The organism is Arthrobacter sp. P1_D12, assembly GCF_056406175.1.
Genome location: NZ_JBFUAR010000012.1, coordinates 13,440 through 25,615, shown reverse-complemented (window position 1 = coordinate 25,615; position 12,176 = coordinate 13,440). Strand labels below are relative to the sequence as shown.

Annotated in this window: 13 protein-coding genes; 7 read left to right on the top strand and 6 right to left on the bottom strand. The window is 68.1% G+C overall.

Translation table 11 applies throughout. The annotated features are described in order from the left end of the window. Nucleotides 1-7: 7 nt before the first annotated feature. From AC1DZV_RS10260 to AC1DZV_RS10240, 5 genes are all read left to right on the top strand, one after another. Entirely contained in the window at nt 8-1,201 is a 1,194-nt protein-coding gene (locus AC1DZV_RS10260) for a Gfo/Idh/MocA family protein (RefSeq protein WP_476953643.1), read from the top strand. 1 nt (nt 1,202) lies between these two features. Then, nucleotides 1,203-2,198, top strand: coding sequence for a sugar phosphate isomerase/epimerase family protein (locus AC1DZV_RS10255; RefSeq protein ID WP_476949908.1), 996 nt, complete (start codon nt 1,203-1,205; stop codon nt 2,196-2,198). A gap of 243 nt (nt 2,199-2,441) precedes the next feature. Beyond that, the gene (locus AC1DZV_RS10250; protein WP_476953642.1) at nt 2,442-2,978 is read left to right on the top strand and encodes an N-acetyltransferase family protein; all 537 of its coding nucleotides are present in this window, start codon (nt 2,442-2,444) and stop codon (nt 2,976-2,978) included. A 116-nt stretch (nt 2,979-3,094) separates the two neighbouring features. Then, nucleotides 3,095-3,832 (top strand): DsbA family oxidoreductase, encoded by a 738-nt coding sequence (locus AC1DZV_RS10245; RefSeq protein WP_476953641.1) that lies wholly within the window; start codon nt 3,095-3,097, stop codon nt 3,830-3,832. Between the two features lie 130 nt (nt 3,833-3,962). Beyond that, nucleotides 3,963-5,285, top strand: a complete 1,323-nt coding sequence (locus AC1DZV_RS10240; protein ID WP_476949911.1) for a nicotinate phosphoribosyltransferase — start codon at nt 3,963-3,965, stop codon at nt 5,283-5,285. A 51-nt stretch (nt 5,286-5,336) separates the two neighbouring features. On the opposite strand, the gene AC1DZV_RS10235 is transcribed toward AC1DZV_RS10240, so the two are convergent. Beyond that, a complete protein-coding gene (locus AC1DZV_RS10235) occupies nt 5,337-5,879 on the bottom strand; it encodes an ArsR/SmtB family transcription factor (RefSeq protein ID WP_476953640.1) in 543 nt (180 codons plus the stop codon). A 74-nt stretch (nt 5,880-5,953) separates the two neighbouring features. Here AC1DZV_RS10235 and AC1DZV_RS10230 point away from each other — a divergent pair, with 74 nt between their 5' ends. Beyond that, complete coding sequence (locus tag AC1DZV_RS10230) at nt 5,954-7,204, top strand: MFS transporter (protein ID WP_476953639.1); 1,251 nt, start codon at nt 5,954-5,956, stop codon at nt 7,202-7,204. 57 nt (nt 7,205-7,261) lie between these two features. Here the strand turns inward: AC1DZV_RS10230 and AC1DZV_RS10225 are convergent, their stop codons facing one another. From AC1DZV_RS10225 to AC1DZV_RS10215, 3 genes are all read right to left on the bottom strand, one after another. After that, entirely contained in the window at nt 7,262-8,242 is a 981-nt protein-coding gene (locus AC1DZV_RS10225) for an aldo/keto reductase (protein ID WP_028278019.1), read from the bottom strand. Nucleotides 8,243-8,416: 174 nt separating this feature from the next. Further along, entirely contained in the window at nt 8,417-9,280 is an 864-nt protein-coding gene (locus tag AC1DZV_RS10220; RefSeq protein WP_476953638.1) for an SDR family oxidoreductase, read from the bottom strand. Next, complete coding sequence (locus AC1DZV_RS10215) at nt 9,273-10,241, bottom strand: helix-turn-helix transcriptional regulator (protein ID WP_476949915.1); 969 nt, start codon at nt 10,239-10,241, stop codon at nt 9,273-9,275. The genes AC1DZV_RS10220 and AC1DZV_RS10215 overlap by 8 nt, the downstream gene beginning before the upstream one ends. Before the next feature lie 170 nt (nt 10,242-10,411). Between AC1DZV_RS10215 and AC1DZV_RS10210 the strand changes: the two genes are divergently transcribed. Further along, the gene (locus tag AC1DZV_RS10210; RefSeq protein ID WP_018774380.1) at nt 10,412-11,050 is read left to right on the top strand and encodes a TetR/AcrR family transcriptional regulator; all 639 of its coding nucleotides are present in this window, start codon (nt 10,412-10,414) and stop codon (nt 11,048-11,050) included. Nucleotides 11,051-11,083: 33 nt separating this feature from the next. Here the strand turns inward: AC1DZV_RS10210 and AC1DZV_RS10205 are convergent, their stop codons facing one another. Together AC1DZV_RS10205 and AC1DZV_RS10200 are read right to left on the bottom strand one after the other, a co-directional pair. Next, entirely contained in the window at nt 11,084-11,761 is a 678-nt protein-coding gene (locus AC1DZV_RS10205) for a LytR C-terminal domain-containing protein (protein ID WP_476949917.1), read from the bottom strand. Then, nucleotides 11,754-12,053 (bottom strand): type II toxin-antitoxin system VapB family antitoxin, encoded by a 300-nt coding sequence (locus AC1DZV_RS10200; RefSeq protein ID WP_026266597.1) that lies wholly within the window; start codon nt 12,051-12,053, stop codon nt 11,754-11,756. Before AC1DZV_RS10200 ends, AC1DZV_RS10205 begins: the two co-directional genes overlap by 8 nt. Between the last annotated feature and the right edge of the window lie 123 nt (nt 12,054-12,176).

The following is a 12,176-nucleotide window of genomic DNA, read 5'->3' as shown; positions in this document are numbered from 1 at the left end:
ACCAGCAATGAATCCCCACGAAACCACCCCCGGCCCCGCACCCTTGGGAGTGGCCATGATCGGGTACGCGTTCATGGGCAAGGCCCACTCGAACGCCTGGCGGAATGTTGCCAGCTACTTCGACGTCCCGGCGTTCGAACGACGCGTCCTGGTCGGCCGCGACCGGGACGGGGTCGCCGAGGCGGCCGCAAAGTATGGCTGGGCCGCGTCCGCCACGGACTGGCGCGCAGTGATCGCCCGGGATGACATCCACATCGTCGATATCTGCGCGCCGGGCTTCATGCACGCGGAAATCGCCATCGCCGCGCTGGCCGCCGGCAAGCACGTCCTGGTCGAGAAGCCGCTGGCCAACACCCTCGCCGAGGCCGAGGCCATGGCGGAGGCGGCCCGGACCGCGCGGGAGGAAGGCGTGCAGTCCATGATCGGCTTCAACTACCGCCGGGTCCCGGCCCTGGCGCTGGCCCGGGAACTGATCGTCGGGGGCCGCCTCGGCACGGTCCGGCACGTCCGCGCCGCCTACCTGCAGGACTGGCTCGTGGACCCGGAGTCGCCCATGACGTGGCGGCTGAACAAGGACACCGCCGGATCCGGGGCGCTGGGCGACATCGCCAGCCACGCGATCGACCAGGTGCTGTTCCTCCTGGGCGAGCCGGTCACCGAGGTCTCCGGCCGGCTGCACACCTTCATCCCGCGGCGCCCGGGCGCCGTCGGGCTCGAGGACGTGACGGTCGACGACGCCGCCTGGGCCACGCTGACCCTCGCCTCCGGGGCCATCGCCTCGGTGGAGGTCTCCCGGGTGGCCACCGGGCGGAAAAACTCGCTCACGCTGGAGATCTATGGCGACAAGGGAGCCCTGCTCTTCGATCTGGAGGACCTGAACGAGCTCGGCTTCCTGGACGCCACACTTCCGGTCCGCGAACAGGGCTTCCGCCGGATCCTCGTCAACGAACCCGAGCACCCGTACCTTGAAGCATGGTGGCCGCAGGGCCACGTGATCGGCTGGGAACACACATTCACGCACGAGATCCGCGACTTCCTCGTCGCGGTGGGCAGCGGAACCCCGCCGTCGCCGTCGTTCGAGGACGGCTTGGCCGTCCAACGGATCCTCACAGCCGTGGAGGAAAGCGCCGCGGCCAGAAGTTCGCTCATCCAGCTCACCCCGTCCGCACGGACCACGCAGACGACTACCGAAGGAGCCTGACATGCCCCGCCCGTACACCCTGTTCACCGGCCAGTGGGCCGACCTGCCCTTCGAGGAAGTCGCGCGCCTGGCCTCCGGCTGGGGCTACGACGGCCTGGAAATCGCAGTGTCCGGCGACCACCTGGACGCCTGGCGCTGGGACGAGCCCGGCTACGTCGAGTCCAAACTCGCCGTGCTTCAGAAGTACAACCTCAAGGTTTGGGCCATCTCCAACCACCTCAAGGGCCAGGCCGTGTGCGATGACCCGATCGACTTCCGGCACGAGGCGATCGTCGGGGCCAGGGTCTGGGGCGACGGCGACCCCGAAGGCGTCCGCCAACGCGCGGCCGAGGAAATGCAGCACACCGCCCGGCTAGCCAAGGCCCTCGGCGTCGACACCGTGGTCGGGTTCACCGGATCCTCCATCTGGCAGTACGTCGCGATGTTCCCGCCCGTGCCGGAGAAGGTCATCGAGGCCGGCTACCAGGACTTCGCCGACCGCTGGAACCCCATCCTGGACGTCTTCGACGAAAACGGTGTCCGCTTCGCGCACGAGGTCCACCCCTCCGAGATCGCCTACGACTACTGGACCACGGTCCGCACCCTCGAGGCGATCGGGCACCGCGAGGCCTTCGGCCTGAACTGGGACCCGTCGCACTTCATGTGGCAGGGCATCGACCCGGTCTCCTTCATCTGGGACTTCAAGGACCGGATCTACCACGTGGACTGCAAGGACACGAAGCTGCGGCCCACCGGCCGGAACACCGTTCTGGGCTCGCACCTGCCCTGGGGGGACCCGCGCCGCGGCTGGGACTTCGTCTCCGCAGGCCGCGGGGACGTGCCCTGGGAATCGTCCTTCCGCGCCCTGACCGCGATCGGCTACGACGGCCCCATCTCGATCGAATGGGAGGACGCGGGCATGGACCGGCTCCACGGCGCCCCCGAAGCCCTCGCCGCCCTCAAAAAGTTCGACTTCCCGGCCTCGAGCACCTCCTTCGACGCCGCCTTCAAGCAGTAGCCAGTTCAACGTTAAGGACCCGGCACCGGATCGGCAGCACCGGCAGGATCCGCTATGTTTCCGGACACCTGCGACGAAACCGGTCCGGCGCACCGTGGATCCCCGCTGCACCGGACCGGTTTCGTGGCTCTGGCCCGATTCCGTAGCGGAAACCAGGCCGAATCCTCACAGTCCGCCGCTGTCATCGTCGGGAGCCTTGCCATGCCGGATAGCCAGTTCCGGGGCGGGGGCTAGGGTTTAGCTATGACGCACCGGATCCGGACAGCAACCGCAGACGACGCCGGGAAGCTGGCCGCACTCGCGGCCGTCACCTTCCCGCTCGCGTGCCCGCCGAAGTCCCGGCCGGAGGACATCGCGGCGCACGTGGCGAATACCCTGAGCGAGGCCAGTTTCCGGGCCTATCTGGCAGATCCGGAGGTCACGGTGCTGGTGATCGACGCCGACGGCGACCTCCGCGGCTACAGCCTGCTGGTGGCCCGCCCCGCCCGGGATCCGGACGTAGCCGCGGTCCTGGGCGAGCTGCCGTGCACCGAACTGAGCAAGTGCTACGTCCACCCGGAGCACCACGGGCTCGGCGCCGCGGCCGAACTCATGCATGCAAGCATCGGCGCGGCCGCGACGGCCGGCGCCCGCGGGCTCTGGCTCGGCGTCAACAGCCAGAATGCCCGCGCCATCCGGTTCTACGAAAAGTCCGGCTTCCGCAAGGTCGGCACCAAGTCCTTCCAGCTGGGCACCACCGTGGAACACGACTTCGTGATGGAGCGCCCGGTTGCGCCGTGAGGCCGSGGGCGCCGGCCGGGCGCCGGCCGGGCCTCAGCCGGGAGGACCCGCGGGGCCGTGACGAAGCCGACAGGCCGCCGGGGAATGGACCCGGCGGCGGCGCGGTTGTTGCGGGCATGAAGATTGAGATTTGGTCCGACGTCGCCTGCCCCTGGTGCTACATCGGCAAACGCCGTTTCGAAACCGCCCTCGCGGCCTTCCCGCACCGTGATTCCGTGGAGGTGCAGTGGCGCAGCTACCAGCTGGACCCCACGCTCCCCGAGCACTACGACGGCACCGAACTGGACTATCTCAGCACGCGCAAGGGCATGGCTCCGGCGCAGGTATCGCAGATGTTCGAGCACGTTGCGGCCCAGGCCAAGGGCGAAGGGCTGAACTACCGGTTCGACGCCGTCGTGGTCGCCAACAGCTTCACGGCCCACCGGCTGATCCACCTCGCAGCCGCCCATGGCAAGCAGGACTCCGCGAAGGAACGCCTGCTCAGCGACCACTTCGAGCACGGCAAGGACATCGGCAGCCAGGAGTACCTGACCGCTCTGGGCCTTGACCTCGGACTCGACGCCGGCGACCTGGCCGAACTGTTCAGCACGGACACCTACGCGGACGCCGTCCGCAGCGACTTCACCGAGGCCCGCGCCCTGGGCATCAGCGGTGTCCCGTTCTTCGTGATTGACCGGAAGTTCGGACTCTCCGGCGCCCAGCCCGCCGAAACCTTCACCGCCGCCCTCGAGCAGGCGTGGCAGGACAGCCACCCGCTGGTCATGGTGGGCGCCGGCGCGGAGGCTGCGGACGCCACAGGCGCAGGAAGTGCCGCGGAATCCGGCGCCTGCGGCCCGGACGGCTGCCCCGTCTGAGCCCGGCATCGTCGAAGTCGCCGGAAACTCCCGGACTCGCCGGAAGTTTCCGGCGGTTCGGGGCGTTTCCGGCGACCTCCCGGACCTGGCGGCATCCTGCGGCTTCGGGCGGCCCGGCCTAGAGTGGATCATGGACACTTCGGCCGGACCGGACGGACCCCGGACCTCGCTGTTTACCGACCACTATGAGCTGACCATGTTCCAGGCGGCCCTCCACTCCGGGGCCGCGCACCGCCGGTCTGTCTTCCAGGCCTTCGCCCGCGGACTGCCGGCCGGGCGCCGGTACGGCATCGTGGCCGGCACCGGCCGGCTCCTCGAGGGAATCGCGAACTTCCGCTTCGACGAGGACGACCTCGCCTTCCTGGCCGCCACCGGCGTGGTCCACAAGGACACCCTGGAGCACCTGGCCGCCTTCCGGTTCTCCGGCGACATCTGGGGCTATCCGGAGGGCGAGGCCTACTTCCCGCACTCCCCCGTCCTGATCGTCGAATCGACGTTCGCCGAGGCCTGCGTCCTGGAGACCTACGTCCTGTCAGTGCTGAACCATGACAGCGCCATCGCCTCGGCCGCATCCCGGATGACCAGCGCCGCCGGCGGCAGGCCCTGCATTGAGATGGGCTCCCGCCGCACGCACGAGGAAGCGGCCGCCGCGGCCGCCCGCGCTGCTGTCATCGCCGGCTTTTCCGGCACGTCCAACCTGGCCGCCGGGCGGCGTTACGGCCTGCGGACCATCGGCACCGCGGCCCACTCCTTCACCCTGCTCCACGACTCCGAGCGCGACGCCTTCGCGGCGCAGCTTGCCTCGCTCGGGTCCGGCACCACGCTGCTCGTGGACACGTACGACGTCGAAGCGGCCGTCCGCACCGCCGTCGACCTCGCCGGAGACAAACTTGGGGCCATCCGGCTGGACTCCGGAGACCTCGTGGCCCAGGCACGGTGGGTCCGCGAACTCCTGGACAGCCTCGGCAACGTGCACACCAGGATCGTGGTGACCTCGGACCTGGACGAATTCGCCGTCGCCGCGCTCCGCTCCGCCCCGGCCGATTCCTATGGCATCGGCACGTCCCTGGTAACCGGATCCGGGGCGCCAACGGCCGGGATGGTCTACAAGCTGGTGAGCCGGGCTGGTGACTCCGGTGAGCTGGCTGCCGTGGCGAAGACCTCGAAGGACAAGATCAACATGGGCGGGCGCAAATTCGCCGTGCGCCGCCTCGACGACCGCGGCACCGCCACCCACGAGGTCCTCGGCGTGGACCACCCACCGGGCGCCGGAAGAAACGGACGCCCCCTCCTGCAGCAGTTCATGAAAGACGGCGAAATCCAGCCCGGCTGGACCGGCCCGGACGCGGTGGGGCGGGCCCGGGACCGGCACACGGCTTCCATGGCGGAGCTGCCCCGGGTGGTGGACAGGCTGCAGCCCGGCGAGCCGGCCATCCCCACTATCTACGAATAAAGCCCGCTAAGGCGACGCAAGACCCAAAGTCCGTTCTGGGAGGACGGCGACCTAGTCTGACGTCCGGTGCAGGACAAAGATGCCGCCGTAGGCGGGCTGGTCCAAGCGCTGCCGGTCGCTGTCGGTGTATTCACTCAGCACAGCGTGGATGCGGGTGGTGAGGTCCTCAGCATCTTCCTCGGAGAGGTGCAGAACGAAGCGTGAGAGGCTGGCGAGCGCTTCCGGTCCTGCTTCTGTCAGCTCTTCCCGGAACGCCTCGAGCGGGGCCAGCGGACCGGCGGGACCGGCTTCACTCAGTGCGGTGTCCAGCTTCCAGGACCGCCCCGTGGAACGATACGGCTTCTCCAGCGCGCCACTCTCGCCCGTGCGGACCCCGGCGGGTTCAAGGAACCCCGTTGAGAGCAACTGCCGCACGTGATAAAGCACCGTTCCCGGATCCTGGCCCAGCCGGTCGGCGAGCTGTTTGTTGGTCAGTTCGTGGAGCCCGCACAGGCGCAGGATCCTCAGGCGCAGCGGATGGGCCAATGCCTTAATTTCCCGGGCGCTCGCGACTGGTCTTTTTTGGTCCGCGCCCGGCTGCTCTGCGTCCGTCATGTCCCAATCCTACAATCCGATGTACTGGATTCAATCACCTTGAATTTTCTCAATCACTGTGGAATGGTCCACCTATGACTAGTCACGCCGCGCAGGTGAAGGAACGGCATCGTGCGCCGCTGGGTGCGTCCTACTGGAAGCTGTGGACCTCCTCCGGGCTCTCCAACCTCGCGGACGGCGTCTTCAAGATCGCGCTGCCGCTGCTGGCCATTCAGTTCACCCAGTCACCCACCCTGGTTGCCGGACTGAGCGTCGCAGCGACGCTTCCCTGGCTCCTCTTCGCCCTCACTGCCGGCGCGCTGGCCGACCGGCTGGACCGACGCAAGCTCATGTTGTGGGCCAACCTCAGCCGGGCGGTGCTGCCGGCCCTGCTGGCCGCCGTCGTTTTGCTGGATGTGGGCTCCATTTGGGCTCTGTACGTTGTCGCACTGATGGTGGGCGTGGCTGAGACGCTCTACGACACCTCCGCGCAGTCGATCATGCCCCAGCTGGTGCACAGGGATCAGCTCTCGCGCGCCAACGGCCGGCTCTACGCCGTCGAGCTCACCACCAACCAGTTCATCGGTCCCCCGCTGGGCGGGCTGCTGGTGGCCATGGGCCTGGTTGCGGGCGTTGCCGTGCCGGCGGCCCTGTGGCTTGCGGCCGTCGGCGGCCTGCTCCTGGTCCCGGGGGCTTTTCGCACAGAACGTGAGCAGAAGACGACACTGAGATTCGACATTGCTGAGGGGCTGCGGTTCCTCTGGAACCAGAAGATCCTGCGCACACTCGCGGTGATGACCGGGGTGTTCAACTTCGCATCCAGCGCGGCCTTCGCGGTCTTGGTGCTGTTTGCCGTGGGCCCGGCTTCACAGATGGGGCTGTCCGAAGTGGGGTTCGGCCTGCTTTTGACCACCTCCGCTCTCGGCGCCTTCGTTGGCTCGTTCATGTCCGAGCGGCTGGAGGCCAGGCTCGGCCGGTCGACGTCTCTGATGCTGACGATCTTCGGGGCCGCGCTGTTCGTGGGCGCGCCCGCCCTGACCGACAACCCCTATGTTCTTGGCCCAATCTTCTTTGTGGGCGGCATGCTGATCGTGCTTTGGAATGTCATCACCGTATCCCTGCGCCAGCGCATTACGCCCAACCGCTTGCTGGGCAGAGTCAACAGCGCCTACCGCCTGCTGGCGTGGGGCACCATGCCGCTTGGTGCAGCAGCCGGCGGTCTGCTGGCCCAATGGCTGGGCCTGCAGGTCATGTTCGGCATCATGGGAGTGCTGACGCTCGCGCTACTGGGGATGATGCCCGTCCTCACGAACAAGGCAATGGCCGCGGCCGACGTCGAATCCTAAGTTGCTGCCAGGGGCGCGGATCGGGCATCCGCGCCCCTTGTATGGTGCTGGTGGCTGTCAGCTGTCGATCGAGGCCATGTTGGCCTCGTCGTGGCGTTCCCCCGCGGCGGGCCGAAGCGCGTTCAGCCGCTCCAGCTGGTCACGGGTGAGTGCGATCCCGTCGGCCGCGGTGTTTTCCTCGACCCGGGAGACCCGGCGGGTGCCGGGGATCGGGGCGATGTCGATCCCGCGGGTCAGCAGCCACGCGAGGGCGGTCTGCGCGGGGGTCGCACCGATCTCGGCGCCGATGGCCTTCACCTCGTCGACGATCGCGAGGTTGCGGCGGAAGTTCCCACCCGTGAACCGGGGGTTGGTCTTGCGCCAGTCGTCGTCGGCGAAGTCATCGACGGAGCGGATCTGGCCCGTCAGCAGCCCGTGTCCGAGCGGCGAATACGGAACGAACCCAATTCCGAGGCCGCGCAGCAGCGGCAGGATCTCCGCCTCCACGTCCCGGGTCCACAGCGAGTACTCCGTCTGCAATGCCGAGACCGGCTGCACGGCGTGTGCCCGGCGGATGGTCTCCGGGGAGGCCTCGGACAGCCCGAAGTGCAGCACCTTGCCCTCGGTGATCAGGTCAGCAACCGCGCCGGCCGTCTCCTCGATCGGGGTGTTCCGGTCGATCCGGTGCTGGTAGTACAGGTCGATGTGGTCGGTGCCCAGGCGCTTGAGGGAGCCCTCGACGGCGGCCTTCACGTTCGCCGCGCTGCTGTCGACCACGCCGGGGCCGCCCCCGGAATGGGAGACCAGGCCGAACTTCGTTGCAATCCTGACCTGATCGCGGCGTCCCTTGACGGCTTGGCCGACGATCTCCTCGCTCAGGAACGGCCCGTAGATCTCCGCGGTGTCGATGTGGGTGACCCCGAGGTCAAGGGCGCGGTGGATCGTCCGGATCGACTCCGCGTTATCCAGGGCGCCCTCGCTGGTGTAGGTGCCGGCCATGGTCATGGCGCCGAGTCCGATGCGGGAGACTTCCAGGCTTCCGAGGCGTGCGTTCTTCATGGTGTATTTCCTTTGGGTGTGGTTCCCCGGCCTGGAATGTGGGCATGACCCACAGCGTGGCGAGGGTTTTGGGCAGCCGGTAGCCGTTGGCGTCCAGCGGGTATGTCGAGACTGGGTGAACGACGGCGGGAGGCTCCCGACGTCGTCAGTTTGCGTCGGTGTCAGGCGTCTGTGTCAGGCGTCGTCGTGGGCCAGGTTGCTGGGGAGCTCGCGGTGGGCGTCGGCCTGGACCTGGAGTTCCTTGGCCCGGGCCTCAAAGACTGCAACGGCGTCCGCTCCGGCGGCGAAGCGCAGCGGAGGTTCATCCAGCTCCGCCAGTTGGATGAGGGCGACGGCGAGCTTGGCCGGGTCCCCGCCCTGAAGTCCGTTCATGCCTTTCCACGCGGTGACTGTCTGCTCGGTCCGCTCGGAATAGTCCCCGATAGTGGATGCCGCGTAGCTGGTGGATTCCGGGGTAAGGAGCTCGGTGCGGAAGAATCCCGGCTCAACGATCATGGTGCGGATGCCGAACGGGGCGACTTCGGGGGCCAGGGATTCGGCCCAGCCCTCGACACCGAACTTCGAGGCGGCATATGCGGAAAGGAACTCCCCGCCGGCGATGCCGGCGGTCGAGGAGATTGTGACCAGCAGGCCCGAGCGCTGGGCCCGCAGGACGGGCAGGGCCGCGCGGGTGACGTTTATGGGTCCGAACATGGTGGTTTCGATCTGGGCCCGGAAGTCCTCCGGGCTGATCTCCTCGAAGAACCCGGCGTAGAAGTTGCCGGCATTGTTTACCAGCACGTCGATCCGGCCGAACCGGTCCACGGCGGCGGCGATGGCGGCGGTGGCGTCGGCGGGGTTGGTGACGTCGAGTTTTACGGCCAGCAGGTTGCCGTTCTCGCCGACGGCCCGGGCGACCTTGCCGGGGTTGCGGCCGGTGGCAACGACTGCGTGGCCGGCGGCCAGGGCGGCCTTGGCGATGTCAATGCCCATACCGCGGCCTGCCCCGGTGATGAACCAGACTTTCTGCCCGGTCTTGGCCTCGTTTTGCTCAGTCATGTTCTGTCTTTCCTGGGTTAAGTGTTCCGGGCCGCGCGTGGGAGCGCAGATCCGGGATGGAAGGGTCGCCGGTTGTGGTTTTCGCGGGGGGCGATGCCGCCCAGCTGGCAAGGAACGCCAGCGCGTTTTCGGATGCGGACCCCGGCTCTGCAGTGAAGGTGTACAGGGTTTGTCCCTCATCGCCGGGAAGGTCGAGCGTCTCGAACTGCAGCGACACGTCGCCTGCGACCGGATGGTGGAAGCGCTTGGTTCCCGTGGTGTGGATCCGCACGTCATGGCCGGCCCACAATGCGGCGAAGTGCCCGCTGCGTGTGGTCAGCTCGCCGACCAGTTCGTTCAAAGCGCGGTCATGGGGATTCCGTCCCGCTTCCGATCGGAGCATCGCTACCGTGGTGGCGGCGATTGCGGACCAATCGGGGTAGAAGTCCCCGGCGCTCGCATCGAGGAAGAGGTATCGTGCCTGGTTCGGCAGCTGGCCCGGATCCTCCGGACCAGCGGCTGCTGTGGACTCGAACACCGGTCCGTACAGCGCGCGCCCCAAGGGGTTGGCGGCCAGCACGTCCGAGCGTCCGTTCTGCACCAGGGCGACAGCTCCGGTCATCCCGTCCAGCAAACGCATTACCCCGGGACGGACCCTCTGCTGCGGTGGCCGGCGCGCCGGCCGCCGGGAGGACGGCGTGTTGGCCGTCGTGGCCAAGTCCATCAGATGCGTCCGCTCTGCCTCATCCAGCTGAAGGGCGGAGGCCACAGCGTCGAGGACCGAGTCCGAGACGCCGCGGATGCTGCCGCGTTCCAGCCGCGTGTAATAGTCCGTGCTTACCCCGGCGAGCTGGGCCACTTCCTCCCGACGCAGCCCCGGCACGCGGCGCAGCTCGCCATAGTCGGGGAGGCCGGCCCGATCCGGGGTGATCTTCGCCCGGCGCGAGATCAGGAAGTCTCGGATTTCGTCTTTTCTGTCCACATCCACCACGCTACGCAGGCCGGACGGGCGGTGGCAGTGTCTATCAGACACCCCCACTTGAGGCGGCGGATCCAGGTGTGGCCCCTCAGAACCGGTCGATGTTCATAGCCCGGCCGTGTCACAGTCCGCTGCCCGGCTGCTTTGGTGACAGATCGCGCTAAAGTGTGCGTATGCCTAGGATTTCGGCCGCGAGCAACGCCGCCCAACGTGCCGAGACCCAGCGCCGCATCCTGACCGCGTTCGGGGAACTCCTCTTCACCCACGGGCTCCCCGGCCTGACCATGACGGACGTCGCGCGCCATGCCCAGATCGGCCGGACCGCCGTCTACAACTACTATGCGGACATCGAAGAGCTCCTCATCGCCTACGCCTTGGATGAGACCGAGCGGTTCCTGCTCGATCTGCGCGAATCCCTCGATGCACTGGAGAACCCGGTGGAGCGCCTGGCTGTCTACGTCCGCGCCCAGGTGGAGGACCTGAGCCGGCGCCACCTGCCGCCGGGCCCGGCCATGGCGGCGGTGCTCTCGCCGTCGTCGTTCGCCAAACTGGCCGACCACGTGGGTGAGCTCAGCGTGCTCCTGCGGGGCATCCTGCGCGACGGCATGGCCCAGGGGTACCTGCCCGAGTCGGACATTGCCCAGCTGGCCCAGCTCATCCACGGCACGCTCTCCTCAAGCGCTGCGCGGGGCGACGGGGCGGGCCAGGACGCCGAGGCCGAGGCACGGCTCGCCCGGACGGTGCGGTTTGTCCAGCTGGGGGCCGGGGCCAGGTTTGACGACGCCGGCCGGCCGGTCCGCACCATCCGCTAGGCCCCGCGCCGGGAAGGCCGGAAAGCTGTGCCTTTAGCCCGTGCCGGGCGTCGCCGTGGGTACGGCGGGCAACGTGGCCTCATCCACGATGCGCCGGTTCTCGCGGGGGCAGCTGAGCTGGCCCGGCGTCTGGTCCACGAGTTCCGGCTTGGCCAGTTCCTTGAAGTCGCTGGTAATGATCACGTCCACGCTCGCGTCCGCGCGGCCGTCCTGGACATAGTCCGAGCCGGGCACGTGGCGCTGGACGCTGAAGGCGGCCGACTGGCCCGCGGCACCGGAGACCACCAGCGCCACGCCGCGGTAGCTCGACGTCGTGTTCCCCACGGTACCCACCAGGAACTTCCGGGCGGCGAGCTGGTCGGCCACGCTCCGGGCCAAGCCCGGCCGGCTCGTGGAGTTGTAGATGTTGACGTGGACCTTCTGCGGCGGCGCGTAGTCGTAGGTGGCCGCCGGGCACACCGACACTGCCGCCCTGCTCCGCTCCGCCCCGGGGATCTTGATCTGGCCGTTCATGATGGCGAGGGCCACCACGATCGCGGCCACGATGAGGCCGACAAGCATCATCAGGACAACGCCGTGCAGGATCCTGCGCCGCAGCCGGTGGGGGTTCTTTGCCGTATCGTCCTGCTCCACGAACGTGGCCCTCAGCTCGGAGCCACTGATGACGCGGTGCCCGTGCAGGACTCTGACGTCTGGCGGCTTCCTAGCCATTTATCACGAGGACCCGCGCATGAATTGCGGTGCGCTGGTGCAGCGCGGTGCGGACTGCCCGGTGCAGGCCGTCTTCAAGGTAGAGGACGCCGCGGTATTCCACGACGTGCGGAAAGAGGTCGCCGAAAAACGTGGAGTCCTCGGCCAGCAGGGCTTCAAGATCCAGTGTGCGCTTCGTGGTCACCAGCTCATCAAGCCGGACAGGACGCGGGGGCAGGGCCGCCCAGTCCTTGGGCGTGGTGTAACCATGGTCGGGGTACGGGCGGCCCTCGCCCACAGCTTTGAATATCACCTTGCCAGCCTAGGGAACTTCGACGCCCGAAGGAACGAATGTCCCCCGGCGGCGTGAGGTTGTGGCCAAACGGTAACCATTTGTCACACGACGCGTTGACACGACCAGCGCCTGCCGCCTGTC

Coding starts and splice junctions, on each gene's coding strand:
- AC1DZV_RS10250 (WP_476953642.1), top strand. CDS start 2,442: ATGACGCACCGGATCCGGACAGCAACCGCAGACGACGCCGGGAAGCTG.
- AC1DZV_RS10240 (WP_476949911.1), top strand. CDS start 3,963: ATGGACACTTCGGCCGGACCGGACGGACCCCGGACCTCGCTGTTTACC.
- AC1DZV_RS10245 (WP_476953641.1), top strand. CDS start 3,095: ATGAAGATTGAGATTTGGTCCGACGTCGCCTGCCCCTGGTGCTACATC.
- AC1DZV_RS10260 (WP_476953643.1), top strand. CDS start 8: ATGAATCCCCACGAAACCACCCCCGGCCCCGCACCCTTGGGAGTGGCC.
- AC1DZV_RS10230 (WP_476953639.1), top strand. CDS start 5,954: ATGACTAGTCACGCCGCGCAGGTGAAGGAACGGCATCGTGCGCCGCTG.
- AC1DZV_RS10210 (WP_018774380.1), top strand. CDS start 10,412: ATGCCTAGGATTTCGGCCGCGAGCAACGCCGCCCAACGTGCCGAGACC.
- AC1DZV_RS10205 (WP_476949917.1), bottom strand. CDS start 11,761: ATGGCTAGGAAGCCGCCAGACGTCAGAGTCCTGCACGGGCACCGCGTC.
- AC1DZV_RS10235 (WP_476953640.1), bottom strand. CDS start 5,879: ATGACGGACGCAGAGCAGCCGGGCGCGGACCAAAAAAGACCAGTCGCG.
- AC1DZV_RS10220 (WP_476953638.1), bottom strand. CDS start 9,280: ATGACTGAGCAAAACGAGGCCAAGACCGGGCAGAAAGTCTGGTTCATC.
- AC1DZV_RS10225 (WP_028278019.1), bottom strand. CDS start 8,242: ATGAAGAACGCACGCCTCGGAAGCCTGGAAGTCTCCCGCATCGGACTC.
- AC1DZV_RS10255 (WP_476949908.1), top strand. CDS start 1,203: ATGCCCCGCCCGTACACCCTGTTCACCGGCCAGTGGGCCGACCTGCCC.